Raw genomic sequence first — 21,753 nt, 5'->3', positions numbered from 1 at the left:
CGCAGGTTATTTAACGCAATATGGCGATCTTAATGTAGAATGCTCTCAGGTACCACGCTTTCGCTAATAATTATTCTTATGCAATTAATAAAAACCCATACAGGCTACATTGCTTTTCATGAAGACCTTTTAGAAACGCCTTCACAAACTTGGTTTAATGTGGATTTTTGGCAAAAAAAAGACGCCATCACAGGTTCATCGCAAGGTCGATACACAACTTGGTTTATTAAACATTTAACTGAAGATTGGGTACTTAGACACTATTATCGTGGTGGCCTTATTGAAAAAATTTCTCATGATAAATACCTTTTCTGCGGTCTGAAAAACACTCGCTCCATTGCCGAATTTCAGCTACTAAATACTCTTTATAAAGAAGGTTTTGCTGTACCTAAACCCATAGCAGCCAATATGACTCAACACGGACTGTTTTACCGTGCCGATCTCATTATTGAGCGTATTAAAAATGCCAGCGATCTATTAGCACAACTTGAAGCCAATCCTATGACGGCTCAAGAATGGTTCGCTTTAGGAGTTTGTATTGCACTATTTCACCAACGAGGCGTTTATCACGCCGATCTCAATGCAAAAAATATCCTTCTCGCTGACAATAAATTCTATCTTATTGATTTTGATAGAGGTGCAATAAGAAAGCCTCATGTAAGCTGGAAACAAGCCAATCTTAAACGCTTACTTCGCTCTTTCAATAAAGAAAAAGGTAAATCCCCCACATTGGCCTTTACGAATAAAGATTGGCATCAGCTTCTACAAGGGTATCAATCTATTGAGCAATAAAACTAAAATTTCCAATAATGAAGCTTTCGCCGCATTTTAAAATGTCGAATAAAATTAAATGGCTTACTCTTCAAATCATCGACTCCTCGAGCCAGTAAGTCATCAGCAGCTTGTAACACTCTTTGACTCGATAACCCATCTCTTTGAGGGTGAATTTGATTACAGTAAGACTCAATTTTACTCATCACCTCTTCTGGTCGAGATAATGCATATTCTAGTGCCTGTGCAATTTTATTCTCATCGTTCACATGTATTAAATGATCTCTTTGAGTTTTATTGTTAAACGCAACAACTGGTTTCCCTTGCAATAAAAACATGATCAATACCGATGAAGTATCACACAGCATCACATCTGCGGCTTGAAGTACTGGCAGCACATTATCTGTCTCAATAAAACGTAAATTGTCATTTTCAATTGATTTGTACTTTGCCACAGTTTGCGCATTCATTTTAGGATGAAATTGCACTAACCAACGATAATTTCCCTTTAAAGATAATGTTCTAATTTGCTCAAAAATCTCAGGAGCACATGATAATCGCCTTGAAAAAGTAGAACAAAATAATACTGTTGGACGAGGATCGCTTTCATCTTTATAAGGATTTTTTAAAGTAGACTGAAACATAGGATCAAGTGTCGGCCATCCCGTTTCAACCACATTAAACGTTTTAAACTTATTGGACAATTCAATAAATGGTAAAGTCGTTGCAGGCCCTTGAGTGCAATATAAATCAAAACACGATCGAATTCTAAAATGAGAGATCTGGCCATTATGATTCACTTTTCCAGCATTAAATCCATGAAATACACCGACTTTAATGCCGGGAATAAAACGAGGAACCACATTACCAGGAACAAAGACGACATCAGGTTGCCAATGCACGACTTCATCAACCGTTTTTAACTGTTTCTCAGAAAGAGTTAAAAAAGAAGGGCTCACTTCATCACCTTCCAAGAACCAACACACCAGATCCCCACGGCTGACAATAATCTCTTGTAATGGCCTCAAAATAGCATATGAATAATTCTGTGCTATATAAAATAAATAGCGCTTCTGTCTTTGCTCCAAACTCCCTCCTAGAACTGATGGCTCATCGTGCATAATGACAAATTTCCATGAATACTGACCTGAGTTATGATTATCATATTGAGTTTAGCTAACAAGGTTAATCTGAGTAAAATAGTACATATTTAGTCACATTAACAATACATATACATAGAAAAAGATACTTAAATAATTCATAAGCTGCAGACACACACTCCCCTTCAACGGAATGTTTTCATGCATGACTCAATCAAATCAATATGTCTGTTAAGCGAGCCTCTATTTTTATCAACGACGTCCAATGCAGCAAGTGACGCTTTGCGATAAGCAACATTATTTTGTATATAAGCACTTAACCCTGCAGCCAAAGTGTTTGCAGAGTCAATAAATTGTAACCCTCCAGCCTCATTTAACAAAACAGCAATTTCAGCAAAATCCCAATAATGAGGACCCACAAACACCGGAAGCCCAAAAGCAGCTGGCTCTAAAGGGTTATGCCCACCGTTCTCAATCAAGGTTCCCCCGACGAATGCTTGATCGGCTGCGCCATAAAACGATAATAGCTCCCCCATAGTATCGCCCAATAGCACTTGAGTGCTGATAGTCACCTCAACGCTTTCACTGCGACGAATATAATCAAGTTGATGTGTATTAATCGCAACCGCTGCTGCATTAAATTGCTCTGGATGCCTTGGAACCATAATCAAAAGCGCATTAGGCTCAATAACCAATAATTTTTTATGGGCATTCAACACATCATCAAATTCTCCCGGATGCACACTTCCTGCCACCCAAATAAAGCGTTCATTCAGCTTTAAAAGCTGCCTTAATCGGGCCGCTTCTTGTCGCTTTGAGGTAGTAATATTTAAATCAAACTTCAAACTACCACAAGCATAGAGTCGCTTCTTATCAACCCCCAAAGCAGCAAACCGCTGACTTATCAAAGAAGACTGAGTCGCGATAGCATCTAACTTACTTAGCATAGGCAAAGTTAATTGGCTATATTTCTGATATTGACTCATTGATTTTTCAGATAATCTCGCATTAGCCAATATGAGTTTCGTATCCATCTTCGCAGCAAAATGAATCAGATTTGGCCATAATTCTGTTTCCATAATAATAAGAAATTTGGGCCTAATTTGTTTAAGAAATCGATACACACAAATCGAAAAGTCAAACGGTAAATAACAATGTTGAACACTATCCCCTAATCCTTTTATTACCTCTGCAGATCCGGTGGGGCTTGTCGTTGTCACTGTAATACTAAGATCTGGATATATCTGTCTTATTGCTTTAATTAAGGGCAATGCAGCAAGTGTTTCTCCCATTGAGACACTATGAATTAACACATCCGTTTGCAGGACCTTCTTTAGCCCAAATCGCTCACTCCAACGCTGACGATAATCCTTACTTTTAAAAGAGCGGAATAACAAATACAGAATCACCAGCGGAGAAACGCAATACAAAAGAAAAGAATAGATAACACGAGACATAAAATAAGTCACTCAAAGATAAAAAGTAAATATGCCCTCAAGAGGACCTCGTCACTCAGTTTCAAATAGTAACATAATCACTTTGCATAAAATAAGAGTGCGACTTAAATAATCATTTCTAACCCTTTTATCCATAACGAATCCTTGATAGCAATATATTGATAATTGAGACTATTATCCCTCTTCAACATCTAAGCCCCTTTTTTCAGTATACTTCCCAAAACGGCATCACCATAAAAACGGGCTATTATTTAATCTAAGTACACTCATCGCTACCGATTTTGGAGTAACAATGAAGACTAGAGAACGTATTATCCAAGCCAGCTGGGAGCTATTTAATAAACACGGTGAAAGAAATATCACGACTAATCACATTGCAGCGCACCTTAATATCAGTCCTGGAAATCTGTATTATCACTTCCGTAATAAAGAAGAAATTATTCGTTGTATATTTGACTTATACGAACAACAGCTCCAAGAACACTTTCAACCTTACATTGCCGAAACTGTCGATGCAGAACTCTTTATTAGTTACTTTGATGCATTATTTGACACATTATGGGAATATCGTTTTATGTACAATAATTTATCCGATATACTCAGCCGAGATGACAGCCTAAAAACTAACTTCCAGCTATCTCAAAAACAATGGGCACAACAGTTAGCACAAAACTATATACAGTTACGGCAAGATGGTATTTTAAACATTGACGAAGAAGACATTGCTCCACTCGTCGACACTGTTATTATGGTAGCAAATTTTTGGATAAGCTATAAATTTACTCAATCGTCATCGCCCATTGGCTCTATCAGTAAAGGTTCGTTATATGAAGGCATATCGAGGGTTTTACTGCTCATGCAAAGATATGCTGCACCAGGTACTGAAGAAATATTTTCCAAAACAGCCGAGTATTATCAGTCTCAAGAAATGTCAAATAAACTCAACCAAGAAGTAAGAGGCATACTTGAATAAGTGAGTGTAAAAAAAGAAATATTTAAATATATTAACCACAATTTATATTATAATTGTATTTAACTAGCATACTGTTCCACATCTCATGTGGTTATTGTATTTTGGTATCTTTATGTTCAATTTATTTAGGAATTTGCATGAAAACCCGTGATAAAATCGTTCAGGCAAGCTTAGAATTATTTAATAAACATGGCGAGAGAAATATCAGTACCAACCATATCGCTGCGCATTTAAATATGAGTCCAGGCAACCTTTACTATCATTTTCGAAATAAAGAAGACATTATCCGCTCAATATTTACACTTTATGAGTCTGATATTATTAGAGATTTTAAACCTTACCTCAATCAAGAGGTCAACAGTGAATTACTGCTCAACTATTTCGATACCTTATTTAACATTCTTTGGAACTATCGATTTTTGTATAACAACTTAGCCGATATACTCAGTCGCGATGAAGTCTTAAAAGTGCGATATCGTCAAACACAAGAACAAGTACTGAGCCGCTCAAATTACATCATTGCACAATTGAAAGATGATGGCGTATTAATAATTGATGAAAATGACATTAGTCCACTAGCCGATACGCTAAAGTTGATGACCAGTTTTTGGGTCAGTTATAAATTAACACAATCTAAGTCACCTATTGGCTCAATCAGTAAAGCCTCACTCTACGAAGGTGTTCTTAGGGTACTGTTAATTTTAAAAACTTATTCGGCCCCCAACTCAATTAAAACCTTTGATAAGCTTAAAGCTCACTATCAAGCACAAGCAGAATCATCGATTCAAGCTGAAGCACACATAAAAGAATAAAAATAAGCATAATAAAATAATGCCACCATAATCATTCTGGAGAGACTCTCTCTCCCATACCATTAGATTAAGTAATCAAAATAGTCTTCATTCCCTAAACTATATAATTCTATAAAATAAAGCTGTAGAGCAAATCACTTTCCCGCTAAAATGTCGCCACGTTTCGATTTGTACTCAATTCCTCGATGGAGAATAAAAATGACTAAAACTGCATTCTATAGTCAAATCAGTCAGCAAATTGTTGATGTAAAAAAAGAAGGTTTATATAAAAGTGAGCGGATCATTGTTTCTCCTCAACAAACATCCATCGAAGTTAATGGCGCACAGGTAATTAATTTCTGTGCAAATAATTACTTAGGTCTAGCGAATCATCCTCAGCTGATTGATGCGGCAAAGGAAGGACTTAATGAACATGGTTTTGGTATGGCTTCAGTCCGCTTTATTTGCGGTACTCAAGACATCCATAAACAACTAGAATCCAGTCTAAGCGACTTTTTAGGAATGGAAGATACCATTCTTTATTCTTCATGTTTTGATGCAAATGCGGGCTTATTTGAAACCTTGCTCAGCGCAGAAGATGCCATTATTTCAGATGCACTCAATCATGCATCAATTATCGATGGTGTCCGCTTATGTAAAGCCAAACGTTTTCGTTATGCCAATAATGATATGCAAGATTTAGAAACACAATTAATGGCGGCAAAAGAAGCTAATGTGCGTCATATTCTTATTGCTACCGACGGTGTATTTTCTATGGACGGCGTGATAGCAAACCTTAGAGGGATCTGCGACCTAGCCGATAAATATGGCGCATTAGTCATGGTTGATGATTCTCACGCTGTTGGTTTTGTTGGAGAAAATGGTAGAGGGACACATGAGTTCTGCCAAGTAATGGACAGAGTTGATATCATTACTGGCACATTAGGCAAGGCCTTAGGTGGCGCATCAGGTGGATTTACATCAGCCAAAAAAGAAGTGATTGAATGGCTACGTCAACGTTCTCGTCCCTATTTGTTTTCTAATTCACTTGCCCCAGCGATTGTAAATGCCTCTATTCAAGTACTCGATATGCTAAAAAATGGCCACGCATTACGAGAAGCGGTTTGGGAAAATAGTCGTCATTTTCGCGAAAAAATGTCTGCTGCAGGGTTTACTCTCGGTGGCGCCGATCATGCGATTATCCCAGTGATGATTGGCGATGCCAAAACTGCTAGTGATTTTGCGCAGCGTTTACTTGCCGAGCATATTTATGTCATTGGCTTCTCCTTCCCAGTCGTTCCTAAAAATCAAGCTAGGATCAGAACCCAAATGTCAGCAGCTCACACTCGTGCACAATTGGATCATGCCATTGAAGCCTTTACTCGTATCGGAAAAGAAATGGACATCATTAAATAGGTAAGGATTATGAAAGCACTCAGTAAATTAAAAGCTGAATCCGGTATTTGGATGGTCGATGCGCCAAAACCTCAGCTCGGCCCCAATGATCTTTTGATCAAAATCCGCAAAACAGCTATTTGTGGAACAGATGTCCACATTTACAAATGGGATGAATGGTCACAAAATACAATCCCAGTTCCTATGGTTATTGGGCATGAGTATGTCGGTACTGTCGTGGAAATTGGTCAAGAAGTCAAAGGGTTTAATATTGGCGATCGCGTATCAGGCGAAGGGCATATTACCTGCGGTTACTGTCGAAATTGCCGTGGTGGGCGAACTCATCTTTGCCGCAACACTTCTGGTGTAGGTGTAAACCGTGATGGCGCTTTTGCTGAGTTCTTGGTGATCCCTGCATTTAATTCCTTTAAAATTCCCAACGATATTTCTGATGATCTAGCTGCAATATTTGATCCTTTTGGTAATGCCGTTCATACCGCTTTATCCTTTGATTTAGTCGGCGAAGATGTCCTCATCACAGGGGCAGGTCCTATTGGTATTATGGCTGCAGCAGTTTGTCGTCATGTTGGGGCAAGACATGTCGTCATCACAGATGTAAACGAGTATCGGCTAGCATTAGCAGAAAAAATGGGAGCCACAAAAGCGGTCAATGTCGCCAAAGAAAAACTCACCGATGTGATGACTGAACTCGGCATGACTGAAGGATTTGATGTAGGTTTAGAAATGTCCGGCGTACCCAGTGCCTTTCACTCTATGCTTGATACTATGAACCATGGTGGAAAAATCGCCATGCTCGGGATCCCTGGTTCTGAAATGCCTATAGATTGGAGCAAAGTTATATTTAAAGGCCTTATTATAAAAGGCATTTATGGCAGAGAAATGTTTGAAACTTGGTATAAAATGGCCAGCCTAATTCAATCTGGCCTAGATCTGTCTCCTATCATTACACATCATTTCCCCATTGATGAATTTCAAGCAGGTTTTGATGCTATGTGCTCTGGACAATCAGGAAAAGTGATCCTTAATTGGGATTAATTTCTAACATCAGTTAAAAATTAACGCCGCCATAAAACACACCGACGAGTATAAAGTCGGTGTGTTATCATGCTGCTATTAATATTATACAGCATTAGATTATACAGGCTCACTATGTCAGATTTTACACACCTAAGCGTGAATCAACTCATTCAAATGAAGCAAGCTTCTTCAGCGATACAGATTGTTGATATTCGGGATAATGTGAGTTTTGAAAAAGGGCACATACCTCACTCATCAAACCTCAATAATGACAATCTCGCTCACTTTATTGGTGAAGCAGATTTGGATCAACCACTGATCGTCGTATGCTATCACGGGATCAGCAGCCAAAACGCTGCTCAGTATTTACATCAACAAGGATTTGATCAAGTGTATAGTCTTGATGGCGGATTTGAAGCTTGGCAACAAGCGCATCTTTAAAATAAAAAACACACCTTTGAGGATGATGACTAATGATTGAAATAGGGAAACTCCCCAACGCAAGAGCAGCCCAAGCACTGGTTGATTATCTCAAAGGTGAGCAGATACTGTGTGAAATTCATCCTTCAGAGCAGGGAGTCACCTTAGTCCTTTTACAAGAAGAACATTTTTCTCGAGTGCAAAAAGAGTATCATGATTTCATTGAGAATCCATATCAAAGTAAATACTTAGAAGCCTCATGGAATAATGGCGATAGTCGTACTCAAATTGATTATGGCTCTCCTGGATTACATTTATTCAGTCAATTCATGACTGGCGCAGGTCCATTAACGCTGACCATTATGCTGGCATGTATTGCTATATTTTCTGCAATGAACTTAGGGCTATCTAACCCTATTTTTGAAAGCTTATCTTTTTTTGGCGCTACGTCTCATCCATCATATATTGAATTTTGGCGATTGTTTACCCCAAGTCTATTGCACTTTTCCGCATTACATATTATTTTCAATTTAATATGGTGGTGGTATTTAGGCGGAAAGATCGAAACAAGGATAGGTTTTACACCGCTATTTATATTATTAATTGTCGCAGGAACCCTCCCTAACATCTTGCAATATATTATCGCAGGCCCCTATTTTGGCGGATTATCTGGCGTCGTTTATGCGCTACTTGGGTATACTTGGTTAATGGGAATAAAAAGGCCACAAGCAGGCATTGGGATCCCACCTTCTTATATGATATTTATGCTCATATGGTTAGCATTAGGCTTTACCGATATCTTTGGTTTTTCTGTCGCTAACGGGGCACATATTGGTGGACTCATCATAGGTTTATTACAAGCAGGCATAGATAGCCGAAGAAAAACTTTATGATTGTCATCCCCCAATTAACGTGAGGATGACAATAGCAATGCTAATTTAATCACCGCACATCTTCACCACTTGTTTTATCAAAGCAGCAATGCTCGTATGCGCTTGAGAGATATTTTCAGCAAGCATATAGGCCGGCGTGCTAACAATATTATGCACGTTATCCACAACAACCTCATCCACAGCAGCATTTTGATGCACTCCACCCATTTGATTAAATGCTGTTGCCGTGTCCTGATCGGTACCTATGGTACCCACTGCTTTTTCTCCAAAGATTTTTGGGATCATCACAGGTGCAATACACATAAAACCAATCGGCTTTTTATTGGCACCAAACAAACTGATAAGCTCATTAACTTGAGGATCAACTTCATGATCAGCGCCATTAATGGCAAAATTACACAAATTTTTAGCCGCACCAAATCCGCCAGGGATCACTAAAGCATCATATTCATCAACATTTAATTTATTACAGGCTATAACATTACCCCGAGCTATTCTGGCAGACTCAACTAAAACCTGTCGTTCGACATTAGGATCAACTTCACCAGTAAGGTGATCCACAACATGTAATTGTTTGATATCAGGTGCAACACATTGATACTCTGCGCCACATCGCTCCAACTCCAACATGGTTAAAACAGATTCATGAATTTCACTGCCATCAAAAACACCACACCCACTTAAAAGAACCGCTACTTTTGTCATTAAAAACCTTTCCTATATGTTATTTTGTTTTAAAAGAAGCAAGATAAAATGCTTGATCTGGTCATTTTTCATGCTAAATTAGAATACTTACGCCCTACTTGATGAAAAAACAGTCTAATAGTGACTTTAATAACAAAAAATAATAAAAAAATCCACAAAGCTTGATTTTTTAATCTACACTATGATCTGACTTTAAATTTATTCATTAAGTCATTACTTTCATACACTTAATATAAAAACAATATTCGTGTTGTCTCTAGTCGTACGTATATTCCTTTTTTAACTAACAGACTTATCCACAAGGGTAGTCTGAATTGATCATGGCTGAAACTCGCCTGATATGGCATGCTATCACTCTTTTCGCTCCCCAATTGATACTGAAAATTATGCCAGATCTTACAGAAACCCCTTTAGTGCTTGTTGACGGCTCCTCTTACCTTTATAGAGCTTATTATGCACCGCCACATCTTACCAACTCAAAAGGCGAAGCCACTGGGGCTGTTTATGGTGTAATTAATATGCTTCGTAGTTTATTAAAACAATATCAACCTAAACAAATGGCCGTCATTTTTGATGCAAAAGGCAATACCTTCAGAAATGAGATGTATGCAGAATACAAAGCACAGCGCCCCCCGATGCCTGATGATTTACGCTCTCAAATAGAGCCTCTTCATCGCACAATTAAAGCTCTCGGTTTACCACTTATCAGCATACCAGGCGTCGAAGCTGATGATGTGATAGGTACCCTATCAACACAAGCCAGCCTTGAGGGACGTTCAGTTCTCATTAGTACTGGCGATAAAGATATGGCGCAACTTGTCAATGATAAGGTCACACTGATTAACACAATGACTGATACAACAATGGGCATTAAAGAAGTCACGGAAAAATTTGGCGTAGGCCCAGAATTAATTATTGACTTACTCGCTTTACAAGGGGATAAAGCCGACAATATTCCTGGTCTTCCAGGCGTTGGAGAAAAAACCGCCCTTGCTATGCTTCAAGGTGTTGGCGGTATACAAGAGATTATCAGTCAAGCAGATAAGATCCCTGCGCTCGGTTTTCGCGGCGCCAAAACCATGCCAGCAAAACTGGCAGAACATGGTGATATGTTACAATTATCCTATGAACTTGCCACCATAAAACTGGATGTTGAACTAGAAGAAACTTGGCAACAACTTAATATCAAGCCCGTTGATCAAGAAGCATTAATTCAATGCTACAGTGAAATGGAATTTAAACGTTGGTTAGCCGAAGCCTTGAGTAAAGAAAGTCACTCAACAAATGATCATAAAACGGGTAGTATTGATGCGCCAAACATTATCCAATCTGAATATGAGACGATTACCACAGAAACTCAACTTGAAGATTGGCTCAGTAAACTCAATAAAGCAGAGCTCATTGCTATTGATACTGAAACAACCAGTTTAAATTATATGGATGCCGAATTAGTCGGTCTTTCTTTTGCTGTTGAAGCTGGAAAAGCCGCCTATTTACCTCTGCGCCACGATTATCTTGATGCACCAGAGCAGCTAGACTTCAATACAACACTTGAAAAACTCAGACCTATTTTAGAAAATGCACAAATAAATAAAGTCGGTCAGAACCTCAAATATGATATGAGTGTCCTCGCTAATCATGGTATTGCCTTAGCAGGCATACAATTTGACACCATGCTGGAGTCCTATGTCTTTAATTCTGTTGTTTCTAAACACAACATGGATGATTTAGCACTAAAGTATTTAAGTCATAAAAATATCAAATTTGAAGAGGTTGCCGGTAAAGGGGCAAAACAGCTGACGTTTAATCAAATTCCACTTGAAACCGCCGCACCTTATGCCGCTGAAGATGCCGATATTACGTTAAGGCTACATCAAACCTTATGGTCTCAGTTAAACAAGCAGAAAGATCTTATCCCTGTTTTTAATGAAATAGAATTGCCCTTAGTTAGCATCCTATCAAACATAGAGCGTCACGGTGTACTCATTGATAGCATGCTGCTAAGTCAGCAAAGTACAGAGCTTGCACAAAAAATTGATGAATTAGAACAAAAAGCCTATGACATTGCAGGGGAATCCTTTAATTTAAGTTCCCCCAAGCAATTACAAACATTGTTCTTTGAAAAGCTGGGCTACCCTGTGATCAAAAAAACACCTAAAGGTGCCCCATCAACTGCAGAAGAAGTTCTAATCGAATTATCGCTTGATTATCCATTACCCAAGATTATCTTAGAGCACCGTAGTCTAGCTAAATTAAAGAGTACTTATACAGATAAACTGCCTTTAATGGTCAACGCTAAAACCGGAAGAGTACATACCAGCTATCATCAAGCTAATGCAGCAACAGGTCGCCTGTCTTCTAGTGAGCCTAATTTACAAAATATTCCAATAAGAACCGAAGAAGGGCGTAAAATCCGTCATGCTTTTATTGCGCCAGAAGGTAAAAAAATTCTCGCCGCAGATTATTCTCAAATTGAACTCAGGATCATGGCGCACTTATCTCAAGATAAAGGGCTATTAACCGCTTTTGCTGAAGGTAAAGATATCCACAAAGCAACAGCTGCAGAGGTCTTTGGTGTGGACTTTGATGAGGTCACTCCAGATCAACGCCGTCGAGCTAAAGCCGTTAACTTTGGACTTATTTATGGTATGTCAGCCTTTGGCCTAGCTAAACAGCTCGATATTCCCAGAAATGAAGCTCAGAGTTATATAGACACTTATTTTAAACGATATCCGGGCGTATTAACTTACATGGAGGAAACCCGCGCCATCGCTGCTGAGCAAGGTTATGTCTCTACCCTTTTTGGACGAAGACTCTATCTTCCCGCCATTAAAGATCGCAATGCCATGCGACGTCAAGCCGCCGAAAGAGCCGCCATTAATGCGCCAATGCAAGGTACGGCAGCAGACATCATTAAAAAAGCCATGATATTAGTCAATCAATGGATAACTGACGACACTCAAGGTGAAATAGCACTTATCATGCAAGTACATGATGAACTAGTCTTTGAGGTCAATGCCGATAAAGCAGAGAACTACCAAGATAAAATCTGTAAATTAATGGCGCAAGCCGCTAATTTAGATGTGGAATTACTCGCTGAATCTGGTATTGGTGATAACTGGGAGCAAGCTCACTAATCGCTGAGTGACTCGTAAACAAATAAGGCACTTATGGCGGTAAAGCCGTTGCTAAAAATAGTGCCTTTCATCTCACAACACTCCCTTCTATTCCCTTTATACGATTGTAATACCAATTCTATTATAGAAATAATCAATTCTGACCCCCTCAGAGATTCCAACATACTTTAGGATCCATATATAGCTATATCCGACCAAATGGATGTGGATCAACAACCATTAAGTTCTATATTAAAGATATCAAGCCCAGCTAATATCCTCATAATAAATTGATAAAAAAGTGACAATCGGCCGCAAAAAGACTCACAACAAGTCACCCTTTCTAATAATGAAATTAAAATTTTTTTATGAAATTTTTAGATCAAAAAAAGAATATTTTTCACTCATTTATCATAATTGACAACTAAAAACTGTATCTTAAAACAAAAAACAGTTTTTCATATTCAGTTTAATGAGGTAATATTACGTTTGTAGGGTACAGAGGTTAAGATGTTCTATCTTTCAAACCTTTTTTATTCGCTAGTGATTCAAGCGAATGCCAAATTATGGCGCCCCAGTAAATTATTTACTGGGGCTTTTTTTCGCCTACAACATTTTTTAGAGTAAATACTTTAATTTGATTGCAAATACCGTTATCATAGGCTTACTGAGCACTATCAACACCTATTGATAGCACTTAAGTCTTGTTGAATTTAGCTTCTCCCCAAAAGAGCTAATATTTAAGCCGATGGTTATTCCATCGGCTATTTTTTTGATCAAAATTTAAATGATAAGGTTCGAAGATTAATCTGATCAGACATAAAAGGGGAAACCATGGGCTAACCGCTTAAAAAGCCGAAAAATATAACAATACTACTCTTCATCTTTTATTAACGCATCCATCAGCCATTGTGGTTTACACCATCCATCTAAAATACCTAACACTTTTGCTTTGCCTATTCCTTTTAGTGAAGAAAAAGGCTCTACGACGACTGCATCATCAAAATCAGCTAAGCTTTTTCTGACTTCATTGACCGTTTTCATACGAGCACTTTGGGCCAACTTATCGGCTTTGGTTAACAAAGCCAGCACGGGAATATTACTGCCTACGGCCCACTCTATCATTTGCATATCAAGATCTTTTAATGGATGTCGAATATCCATCAACACAACAACACCACTCAAACAACTGCGATCTTGTAAATACTGTCCTAACGCTTGTTGCCATTTTTTCTTTAATGTTAATGGAACTTGAGCAAATCCATAGCCCGGTAAATCGACTAAACGGCGATGTTCATCTAATTGAAAAACGTTAATTAACTGTGTTCTTCCTGGTGTTTTACTCGTTCTAGCAAGTCCTTTTTGTTCAGTTAACAGGTTGAGAGCGCTGGATTTTCCTGCATTAGAACGACCAGCAAAGGCAATTTCAACTCCCACGTCACCAGGAAGGTGCTCATCAAGGTGTGCAATATCAGGGGCACTAATTAAAAACTTCGCTTTTCTAAAATCAATACGAGATCCTGACACAATTTACTCCAAAAAATTTTTCAAATTAACTGTTTAAATATCGAAGAATTGCTTACATTTTTACATTTTCGTGTAAAATATTACCCCGATTACATAAATACTATTTTATCATGCTTACGGGTCATCCCAGTAAGCTCAGGACAAATATTTTAATAAGAAGTTGGAACGCCATGAAAAAGTTAGCAATTGTGCTGTCTGCAGTAGCCACTATCTCTTCTCCTGCTATAGCTGAAGGTAATGCCGAAGCCGGAAAAACGAAAGCCATTGTTTGTTCTGCTTGCCACGGTGTTGACGGCAATAGCATGATAGACATGTACCCAAAAATTGCAGGGCAACATGCCTCTTACTTAGAAAAGCAGTTAACTGATTTTCGAAGTGCAATGAAAACGGGGGGTAAAGAAGGTCGCGTCGATCCCATTATGGGTGGTATGAGCATCGCGTTAAGCGATCAAGACATTGAAGATTTATCAGCCTATTATGCAAGCCAGGTTCAACAACCTATTGACGTCAACAATGTGCCAGAACTCGGTGAAACATTGTATAAAGTCGGCGATGCCACCCGTGGAATAACCGCGTGTATCGCATGTCATGGGCCCGATGGCAAAGGTATGGGGCTGGCAGGATTCCCAATGATAGGTGGCCAGCATGCCAATTATATCAAAATCCAATTGAATAAATTCAAAGATACAAATCGTAACAATGATCTAAACGGTATGATGCAAGCGACATCAAAAAAGCTAAACGATGCCGATATTGAAGCGTTATCTCAATATATTTCAGACCTTAAGTAAATTTAACACAAAATAACTCCAATTTAACAAAAGGCAGCCTTGCTGCCTTTTTTATTCCCAAAAATCTTACCTTAACGTAAACTGAACTCGATTATTTATTGACATGAATATTAGATTTAGGTTTAATACTCTACATACCGAGACAAACCCAACTGTTAGTACAAAAATATTTAAGAACAACTTTCAGATGTCGGTATGTTACATTTAAGATATAAGAATAAAGATACTCAATAATAATCATAATAAATTAAGGCCATTCATCTTTTGATGAAATAACTTCACTTTGAAGTTCAGGTCAAACGATTACGGTAAAGTACTAGGTAGGATACCTATTGGCCTTTTAGCATTTAACTTTACCTACCAGTTTAACATAAATCATAGCCGACTCTCTTTAAGAGGTGTACGGATAATAAAAATGGTAATTTGTTATTCTGAATTAAATTTTACTGATATGGATGGTTACTTAGGCGTCATAGATAGGCGAAAAGGATACTGATGAGACATGATGCTCATCTACGGAAGCGATAATCAGGATGATAATGGAAAAGTAATAAATGTCAGTGATGACTAATAACAATAAAAATGCAAGGAAAGCAGGCTCAAAAAAGACGGATACCGACCGGGAAGTTGCATAGCAAGCAGGGATACTTGGAATCAAAATTAAGTGTCAATTGACACTCTTCTATAAGGCGACAGCACTTCTGTCGCCTTTTTTTATTCTTACATAAAACTCAATACCCACTAAATAAAATGATATCATCTTCAACAAACCTCCCAGTTTGTGGCCAAGCAACACCATATTAAGCTATTATTTACAGCAAAACGATCGCATTGTGGTGCAAAAAGCATCAGGATCTGGTATAAAACGCGATCTAACTTCAGTTGCAGGTAAACTTCGATTCGTTTTCCTGTGCTACAGTCTTTTCAGTTATCGAGATAAAGCTATGTCCCGCAGTAAAAAAACACGTAAAAACAATCAAAACCCACCACAATTAAAAACAAGAACCAAAAAACAAGAGCGTGTTCTTACGGGAAAAAAGCAAGATTCTGGTAATAAATCCGGTAGTCGTCACAATGAAGCTATCATTCAACAGCATACCCAAGGTAGTGGCTCAAAAAATAACGATCCTCGCCATGGCAGTAAAAAACCAATACAGCTAGGGATCAAAGCAGAAAAAACAACAGTAAAGAAAAGCCCATCACCTAAATTAAGTGATGAAGCCCAGTTACTTAAATTAGAAGAAGATCCTAGATTAAATAACTTACTGGACATGCTAGAAGAAGGAAAGAATTTAGCTGCAGATGATCAAGAGTGGCTAAACAAGCAGTTAAGCAAAATAGAACGACTGATGGATAAACTGGGCATTACTGACGAAGAAGAAGTTTCAACGTCAGTAAAATCATCTCGTACTGATGACGATCTCTTCGACCAATTTGAATCTGGGGCTGATTTACTCAAAGATTATCAACATAAAGACTAACGCATAATTAATTTGCATTGGTAAGAGATAATGCCAACATTTAAAATGTTGGCATTACTTTATTCATTGTTATATCGAAAATTATCAATACTCAACATGTTACACTTACCGATGCTAACTGAGTGAGGACACTCTATGTATACCGTTTTCATTATTCTAGCTTTAGTCATTATTGCGATATTATCAGGCTATGCAATCAATCTACTACTAAAGGTTAAACAACAAAACCAAGCAGCCATTCAAGCAAAACAAGCACAAGAAAAAGCCGCGCAAGAACGTGTGAATAAATTACTCGACAATATTCGCTATATTGCACAAGCCATGCTTGAAGAACGCTGTGAAATTTCTGAAGGTGTCATCAGAATTGCCAAACTATTCGATATCTTAGGACTCACAGAGCAAGTCACACCAGACTACCCTTCACTCTTTGAACATTACAATGTTATCAAAACCCATCCCATTAAAGAGCAAAGAAAATCATTACCTAAGCAGCAACGCATGCAATTAGATTATCAACGTATGCGATCAGAATCAAAATTAACAGTGGCGATTTTAGATGAAGCTAAACACTTAACTCAATATCAAGGCTAACTTAAATATTCTACAGCTTATTAAGACATTAAAGGCCGTTTTCATAATCTAGATCAAGATCAGCAAATGACTATCAAGGCATACTCTTTACACATTTACTGACGTTGAGAGTATGCTTTATGCGCTGGGATCAATCTTTGATCGAAAAATATAACCACAGTGGACCTCGTTACACTTCTTATCCAACAGCACTTGAATTTAATGAAGCATTTAATCAATCCCACTTACTCAACGCTATAGCAAAAAGTCCCAGTAAGACCTTATCCTTATATATCCACATTCCTTTTTGTGCCAAACTTTGTTACTACTGTGGCTGCAATAAAATCATTACTCGTCATCAGCATAAAGCCGATCAATACTTAACCTATCTAAAAAAAGAGATCATTACTCGTGCACCTTTATTCGCAGATTATAAAGTCACTCAATTACATTTAGGAGGAGGAACGCCAACCTTTTTAACCTCAACTCAAATTGAAAATTTATTTTCTTGGTTAAAAGCACACTTTACCTTTTCCAATGAAGGCGAGTTTTCAATAGAAGTCGATCCTCGTGAAATTGAACTGTCCATACTCAATACACTGAAAAAAGTTGGCTTTAATCGGCTCTCAATTGGTGTTCAAGATTTTAATAAAAAAGTACAGCACGCGGTAAATCGAGAACAAGATGAAAGCTTTATCTTCGATCTAGTACACCAAGCCAAACAAATAGGATTTAGTTCTACTAGTATCGATCTTATCTATGGTCTGCCTCATCAAACAGCAGACAGTTTTTCACAAACCATTAAAAAAGTGATTGAGCTTAATCCTGACCGATTGTCGGTATTCAACTACGCACATCTCCCTTCACGCTTTGCAGCCCAGCGTAAAATATATGATAAAGATTTACCCAACGCCAATCAAAAACTGACAATGCTTAAACACACCATCGAGCAATTAACGCAAGCAGGTTACCAATATATCGGCATGGATCACTTTGCAAAACCAAACGATACACTGGCTAAATTGCAACACCAAGGAAAATTACACCGTAACTTTCAAGGCTATACCACACAACCAGAATGTGACTTACTCGGATTAGGTGTATCATCTATTAGTCAAATAGGCCAATGTTATGCCCAAAACCAAAAAGACATTAAACACTATTATAATGCTATCGAACAGTATGGACATGCATTATGGAAAGGGTGTGAACTCAATCGAGATGATGTGATTAGGCGTCAAGTGATTAAGCAGCTTATATGTCATTTTTCACTTAATATTCAGGAGATTGAACATAAATTCACACTAGACTTTAAGCATTATTTCAAAACAGATTTGGCTTTATTACAACCTTTTATCGACGATGATCTCATTCAAGTCACAGAACAAGGTATCACTGTATTACCGACTGGACGATTATTAATTCGCAATATTTGCATGTGTTTTGATGTCTATATACGTCAATATGCTAAGCAACAAGCATTTTCCAGAGTCATTTGATTTGAACCCCAAAAAACAAAAAAACCGGCATAGCCGGTTTTTTATACATTCCCATCAGGTTTTAAGCTTTTGATTGGTATAATGCTTTACGTTCACTATCAGATAGAAAAGCCATTTCAACCCCATTACGCTGTAATTGAGCAAGTTCTACAGCACTAAAACCCATCTCTGTTTGAACAGCGCGATATTCATGTTTAATATCAATTGCACTCACGCCAGGATCATCGGTATTTAACCCTATTAAGACCCCAGCTTCCATAAATTGTCGCAATGGATGAACTTGGTAATTAGCCACCGTTGAGGTATGTAAATTACTCGTCGGACAAGACTCAATCCCTATCTTATTGTTAACCAAGTATTCCATTAACTTAGGGTCGTGGATAGCATTCACACCATGACCAATACGCGTTGCCCCTAATGATTCTATCGCTTGCCACATACTCTCTGCACCCGCAGCTTCTCCAGCATGAGCTGTTATCGCTAAACCAGCATCGCGAGCCTGTTTGAAATGAGAGGTGAAAAGATCACCAGGAAATCCCATCTCATCACCAGCAATATCAACAGCGACCAAATGTTGCCGCTGTGATAATAAGCCATCTAATTCCTGTTGGCAGGCTTGTTGGCCAAATGTCCGCGACAAAATGCCAATGAGATTCACTTTTAAATCTTGATGGTCTTTCATGCCCAATTTAACACCGTCAATCACCGCTTCAACGACACCTTCAATAGGTAATTTATGATTCATGGCCATGTAATAAGGGCTAAAACGCAGTTCGGTATAATCTAAGCCTGACAAAGCTGCATCGGCAACATTTTCATAAGCAACACGTTTAACTGCATCCAAATCGGCTAATACTGCAACCATCCAATCTAGTTTGGTTAAAAAACCCACTAAATCGTTTTCTTTACCCTGAATTTGTACAAATGGTGTTAATTCATCCAATGAATTCGCCGGTAAGGCGATATTATGCTGGTGTCCCAAATCCCATATTGTCTCCACCCTAACATTACCGTCTAGGTGTCGGTGGAGATCCACCAGTGGAATAGATGTATCGATCATTTTTAACCCCTATGTCTACCACTCAACCAAACATCTTTTTACTTGGTATTGAGCTGCACGCATGATATCACGGCTTACACCTGTGTTTCTGGCTTTCTCGAGATCTTTTTAACTAATTAACATTAAAAGTGAAATAAGCGAATATTATTTACATGCTCAATGGCGCATAATAACCCCACTATAAAAATAAATCAGAACAACTGAAATGTATCGACTTTTACTGACACTCCTCTTTATCGCTCAATTAAGTGCTTGCCAAGTTTCTCCACTTTATACCAATGTTTCATCGAAAAACCATCAGCAAAACACACAAATCGCTACAGCACAGCTTACTAAGATTATAGATCAAGCTTGGCAATTAAGATTGCAAAGCGATCCCGAACTTGCTAAGCAGTTGGGTGATACAAGCGCAGCAGGAAAACTGCCGGATCTTTCCCTTCAAGCATTATTAAAACGCAATCAGCAACAACTCCATTTACTGAGTCAACTGACTCAGATCCCCACGACCGATCTCTCAAAAACTCAACGAATAGATAAGCAAATTTTAGCCGATCAATTACAAGACTCACTCGATCAATATCGATTTAAAATGCATTATCTTCCTTTAACCGCCGAAGGGGGATTTCATACCGACATCGCACGCATTAGTCATCGACGCTTCTTGACTGAACAAGATTATGAAAACTATCTCAATCAACTCAAATTACTTCCCCATTATTTCCACCAGCAAACATCTTGGTTGCAGCAAGGCATTAAGGAAGGGATAACCCTACCAAAAGTTACGCTCGAGGGATTTGAGAAAAGTATCAAAGCATTTATTGTTCCAATGAGAGAAAGTGGCTACTACGCGCCATTTACCGCCTTTCCAAAACATTTTACAGAGCAACAAAAAATAGCTTTTAAACAACAAGGTGAATGGCTTATTCAACAAAATGTGATTCCATCCTACCAAGCTTTTTATCGCTTCATGACACAAGATTATATTCCCAATGCACGCATTAGTCTTGCAGCCAAAGATTTACCTGATGGGCAGGCCTTTTACGAAAACAGAGTACGCTACTACACAACCCGTGAGATCAGTGCTGATGAAGTACATGTTTTAGGGCTCAAAGAAGTCAAACGTATTCGTGCAGAAATGCAAACCATTATAGATGAACTGACATTTACAGGCAGCTTTGCCGATTTTTTGTATTTTTTACGCAATGATCCACAATTTTATCCCACCAGCCCCGAGCAATTATTAAAAGAAGCGGCTTTTATTGCCAAAAAAGCCGATGCCATATTACCAAAATACTTCACCCATCTACCCACAACACCTTATGGTATTGCGCCTGTTCCTGCTGAAATTGCGCCTAAATACACAACAGGGCGCTATTTAGGCAGTAGTAGTGACGATGAGCCTGGATACTATTGGGTCAACACCTATGCACTGAATAAGCGTCCATTGTATGAGTTGGAAGCATTAACCTTGCATGAAGCTGTTCCCGGTCATCACCTGCAAATATCCCTCAACCAATCCTTAACTCAACTGCCTAATTTTCGACGTTATAGCTATATTTCAGCCTTTGGAGAAGGTTGGGGGCTCTATGCTGAATATTTAGGCCTAGAAGCTGGTTTTTATCAAGACCCATACAGTAATTTTGGTCGGCTAACTTATGAAATGTGGCGAGCGGCACGCTTAGTTGTCGATACCGGCATACATTCCAAAGGCTGGAGTCGACAGCAAGCCATCAATTTTATGGCAAGCAACACCGCATTATCACTGCATAATGTCACCACCGAAATAGACAGATACATCACTTGGCCTGGACAAGCCCTGTCTTATAAAATTGGCGAATTGACTATCAAAAAACTACGTCAACAAGCTGAACTCGCATTGGGAGAACAGTTTGACTTACGCCGCTTTCATGACGCGGTTTTAGCCAATGGTTCAGTCCCGATGACAATACTGGAACAGCAAATACAGGACTTTATTATCAAAGAAAAATCAACAATTTAATAATTATAAATCAATGAGAGCAATAAAATAAAAACTTATCTTATTGCTCTCATAAAGATGAAATTATTTTAATCCAGCATCGTATTTCAATAAAAAAGAGCCCATTTAATGAATACAAGTCATATTGATGTTTGTTACACTGCCCTAAGCACACTCAATAACATTAC

Annotated in this window: 18 protein-coding genes; 13 read left to right on the top strand and 5 right to left on the bottom strand. The window is 38.3% G+C overall.

All coding sequences use genetic code 11. From position 1 onward, the window contains the following. Positions 1 to 66: 66 nt before the first annotated feature. Positions 67 to 792 carry a 3-deoxy-D-manno-octulosonic acid kinase gene (locus Q0976_RS00495; RefSeq protein ID WP_299490164.1) on the top strand — a complete coding sequence of 242 codons (726 nt, stop codon included), beginning with the start codon at positions 67 to 69 and terminating at the stop codon, positions 790 to 792. A 2-nt stretch (positions 793 to 794) separates the two neighbouring features. Here the strand turns inward: Q0976_RS00495 and Q0976_RS00490 are convergent, their stop codons facing one another. Both Q0976_RS00490 and waaA read right to left on the bottom strand, forming a co-directional pair. Further along, positions 795 to 1,892, bottom strand: coding sequence for a CDP-glycerol glycerophosphotransferase family protein (locus tag Q0976_RS00490; protein WP_299489723.1), 1,098 nt, complete (start codon positions 1,890 to 1,892; stop codon positions 795 to 797). Between the two features lie 164 nt (positions 1,893 to 2,056). Continuing rightward, positions 2,057 to 3,328, bottom strand: a complete 1,272-nt coding sequence (waaA, locus tag Q0976_RS00485) for a lipid IV(A) 3-deoxy-D-manno-octulosonic acid transferase (RefSeq protein ID WP_299489721.1) — start codon at positions 3,326 to 3,328, stop codon at positions 2,057 to 2,059. A gap of 292 nt (positions 3,329 to 3,620) precedes the next feature. On the opposite strand from waaA, the gene Q0976_RS00480 reads away from it, so the two are divergent. The 6 genes from Q0976_RS00480 (at position 3,621) to glpG (ending at position 8,838) form a co-directional block, all read left to right on the top strand. After that, positions 3,621 to 4,301: a TetR/AcrR family transcriptional regulator gene (locus Q0976_RS00480; RefSeq protein WP_299489719.1), complete on the top strand. Its 681-nt coding sequence runs from the start codon at positions 3,621 to 3,623 to the stop codon at positions 4,299 to 4,301. A gap of 137 nt (positions 4,302 to 4,438) precedes the next feature. After that, positions 4,439 to 5,113 carry a TetR/AcrR family transcriptional regulator gene (locus Q0976_RS00475; RefSeq protein ID WP_299489717.1) on the top strand — a complete coding sequence of 225 codons (675 nt, stop codon included), beginning with the start codon at positions 4,439 to 4,441 and terminating at the stop codon, positions 5,111 to 5,113. 198 nt (positions 5,114 to 5,311) lie between these two features. Then, complete coding sequence (locus Q0976_RS00470; protein WP_299489715.1) at positions 5,312 to 6,508, top strand: glycine C-acetyltransferase; 1,197 nt, start codon at positions 5,312 to 5,314, stop codon at positions 6,506 to 6,508. A 9-nt stretch (positions 6,509 to 6,517) separates the two neighbouring features. After that, positions 6,518 to 7,543 (top strand): L-threonine 3-dehydrogenase, encoded by a 1,026-nt coding sequence (gene tdh, locus Q0976_RS00465; RefSeq protein ID WP_299489712.1) that lies wholly within the window; start codon positions 6,518 to 6,520, stop codon positions 7,541 to 7,543. 114 nt (positions 7,544 to 7,657) lie between these two features. Next, positions 7,658 to 7,966 (top strand): thiosulfate sulfurtransferase GlpE, encoded by a 309-nt coding sequence (gene glpE, locus Q0976_RS00460; RefSeq protein WP_299489709.1) that lies wholly within the window; start codon positions 7,658 to 7,660, stop codon positions 7,964 to 7,966. A 32-nt stretch (positions 7,967 to 7,998) separates the two neighbouring features. After that, on the top strand, positions 7,999 to 8,838 hold the full coding sequence (glpG, locus tag Q0976_RS00455) for a rhomboid family intramembrane serine protease GlpG (protein ID WP_299489707.1): 840 nt from the start codon (positions 7,999 to 8,001) through the stop codon (positions 8,836 to 8,838). A 45-nt stretch (positions 8,839 to 8,883) separates the two neighbouring features. On the opposite strand, the gene elbB is transcribed toward glpG, so the two are convergent. Continuing rightward, positions 8,884 to 9,543: an isoprenoid biosynthesis glyoxalase ElbB gene (gene elbB / locus Q0976_RS00450; protein ID WP_299489705.1), complete on the bottom strand. Its 660-nt coding sequence runs from the start codon at positions 9,541 to 9,543 to the stop codon at positions 8,884 to 8,886. Positions 9,544 to 9,929: 386 nt separating this feature from the next. Between elbB and polA the strand changes: the two genes are divergently transcribed. Next, on the top strand, positions 9,930 to 12,680 hold the full coding sequence (polA, locus tag Q0976_RS00445) for a DNA polymerase I (RefSeq protein WP_299489703.1): 2,751 nt from the start codon (positions 9,930 to 9,932) through the stop codon (positions 12,678 to 12,680). Positions 12,681 to 13,532: 852 nt separating this feature from the next. Here polA and yihA read toward each other — a convergent pair. Beyond that, on the bottom strand, positions 13,533 to 14,186 hold the full coding sequence (gene yihA / locus Q0976_RS00440) for a ribosome biogenesis GTP-binding protein YihA/YsxC (protein WP_299489701.1): 654 nt from the start codon (positions 14,184 to 14,186) through the stop codon (positions 13,533 to 13,535). Positions 14,187 to 14,356: 170 nt separating this feature from the next. Between yihA and Q0976_RS00435 the strand changes: the two genes are divergently transcribed. The 4 genes from Q0976_RS00435 to hemN all read left to right on the top strand — a co-directional run bounded on the left by Q0976_RS00435 (position 14,357) and on the right by hemN (position 18,527). Continuing rightward, the gene (locus Q0976_RS00435) at positions 14,357 to 14,977 is read left to right on the top strand and encodes a c-type cytochrome (protein WP_299489699.1); all 621 of its coding nucleotides are present in this window, start codon (positions 14,357 to 14,359) and stop codon (positions 14,975 to 14,977) included. Positions 14,978 to 15,921: 944 nt separating this feature from the next. After that, the gene (gene yihI / locus Q0976_RS00430) at positions 15,922 to 16,458 is read left to right on the top strand and encodes a Der GTPase-activating protein YihI (RefSeq protein ID WP_299489697.1); all 537 of its coding nucleotides are present in this window, start codon (positions 15,922 to 15,924) and stop codon (positions 16,456 to 16,458) included. Between the two features lie 135 nt (positions 16,459 to 16,593). Next, positions 16,594 to 17,049, top strand: a complete 456-nt coding sequence (locus Q0976_RS00425; protein ID WP_299489695.1) for a DUF2489 domain-containing protein — start codon at positions 16,594 to 16,596, stop codon at positions 17,047 to 17,049. A 119-nt stretch (positions 17,050 to 17,168) separates the two neighbouring features. Next, positions 17,169 to 18,527, top strand: a complete 1,359-nt coding sequence (gene hemN, locus Q0976_RS00420) for an oxygen-independent coproporphyrinogen III oxidase (protein WP_299489693.1) — start codon at positions 17,169 to 17,171, stop codon at positions 18,525 to 18,527. A gap of 61 nt (positions 18,528 to 18,588) precedes the next feature. On the opposite strand, the gene add is transcribed toward hemN, so the two are convergent. Further along, positions 18,589 to 19,587 (bottom strand): adenosine deaminase, encoded by a 999-nt coding sequence (gene add, locus Q0976_RS00415; protein WP_299489691.1) that lies wholly within the window; start codon positions 19,585 to 19,587, stop codon positions 18,589 to 18,591. Between the two features lie 205 nt (positions 19,588 to 19,792). On the opposite strand from add, the gene Q0976_RS00410 reads away from it, so the two are divergent. Next, complete coding sequence (locus Q0976_RS00410) at positions 19,793 to 21,586, top strand: DUF885 family protein (RefSeq protein ID WP_299489689.1); 1,794 nt, start codon at positions 19,793 to 19,795, stop codon at positions 21,584 to 21,586. The last annotated feature ends 167 nt before the right edge of the window (positions 21,587 to 21,753 follow it).

Source organism: uncultured Shewanella sp. (assembly GCF_947501665.1).
Classification (GTDB): domain Bacteria; phylum Pseudomonadota; class Gammaproteobacteria; order Enterobacterales; family Shewanellaceae; genus Shewanella.
The sequence above is the reverse complement of the archived record's forward strand: the minus strand, read 5'-3'. Positions and strand labels throughout refer to the sequence as shown.

What these genes read in the sequence shown, in the direction of transcription:
- glpE (WP_299489709.1), top strand. Translation starts at nt 7,658, where the DNA reads ATGTCAGATTTTACACACCTAAGCGTGAATCAACTCATTCAAATGAAG.
- Q0976_RS00475 (WP_299489717.1), top strand. Translation starts at nt 4,439, where the DNA reads ATGAAAACCCGTGATAAAATCGTTCAGGCAAGCTTAGAATTATTTAAT.
- hemN (WP_299489693.1), top strand. Translation starts at nt 17,169, where the DNA reads ATGCGCTGGGATCAATCTTTGATCGAAAAATATAACCACAGTGGACCT.
- glpG (WP_299489707.1), top strand. Translation starts at nt 7,999, where the DNA reads ATGATTGAAATAGGGAAACTCCCCAACGCAAGAGCAGCCCAAGCACTG.
- Q0976_RS00410 (WP_299489689.1), top strand. Translation starts at nt 19,793, where the DNA reads ATGTATCGACTTTTACTGACACTCCTCTTTATCGCTCAATTAAGTGCT.
- elbB (WP_299489705.1), bottom strand. Translation starts at nt 9,543, where the DNA reads ATGACAAAAGTAGCGGTTCTTTTAAGTGGGTGTGGTGTTTTTGATGGC.
- Q0976_RS00480 (WP_299489719.1), top strand. Translation starts at nt 3,621, where the DNA reads ATGAAGACTAGAGAACGTATTATCCAAGCCAGCTGGGAGCTATTTAAT.
- yihI (WP_299489697.1), top strand. Translation starts at nt 15,922, where the DNA reads ATGTCCCGCAGTAAAAAAACACGTAAAAACAATCAAAACCCACCACAA.
- waaA (WP_299489721.1), bottom strand. Translation starts at nt 3,328, where the DNA reads ATGTCTCGTGTTATCTATTCTTTTCTTTTGTATTGCGTTTCTCCGCTG.
- Q0976_RS00490 (WP_299489723.1), bottom strand. Translation starts at nt 1,892, where the DNA reads ATGCACGATGAGCCATCAGTTCTAGGAGGGAGTTTGGAGCAAAGACAG.
- tdh (WP_299489712.1), top strand. Translation starts at nt 6,518, where the DNA reads ATGAAAGCACTCAGTAAATTAAAAGCTGAATCCGGTATTTGGATGGTC.
- Q0976_RS00425 (WP_299489695.1), top strand. Translation starts at nt 16,594, where the DNA reads ATGTATACCGTTTTCATTATTCTAGCTTTAGTCATTATTGCGATATTA.
- Q0976_RS00435 (WP_299489699.1), top strand. Translation starts at nt 14,357, where the DNA reads ATGAAAAAGTTAGCAATTGTGCTGTCTGCAGTAGCCACTATCTCTTCT.
- Q0976_RS00470 (WP_299489715.1), top strand. Translation starts at nt 5,312, where the DNA reads ATGACTAAAACTGCATTCTATAGTCAAATCAGTCAGCAAATTGTTGAT.
- polA (WP_299489703.1), top strand. Translation starts at nt 9,930, where the DNA reads ATGCCAGATCTTACAGAAACCCCTTTAGTGCTTGTTGACGGCTCCTCT.
- add (WP_299489691.1), bottom strand. Translation starts at nt 19,587, where the DNA reads ATGATCGATACATCTATTCCACTGGTGGATCTCCACCGACACCTAGAC.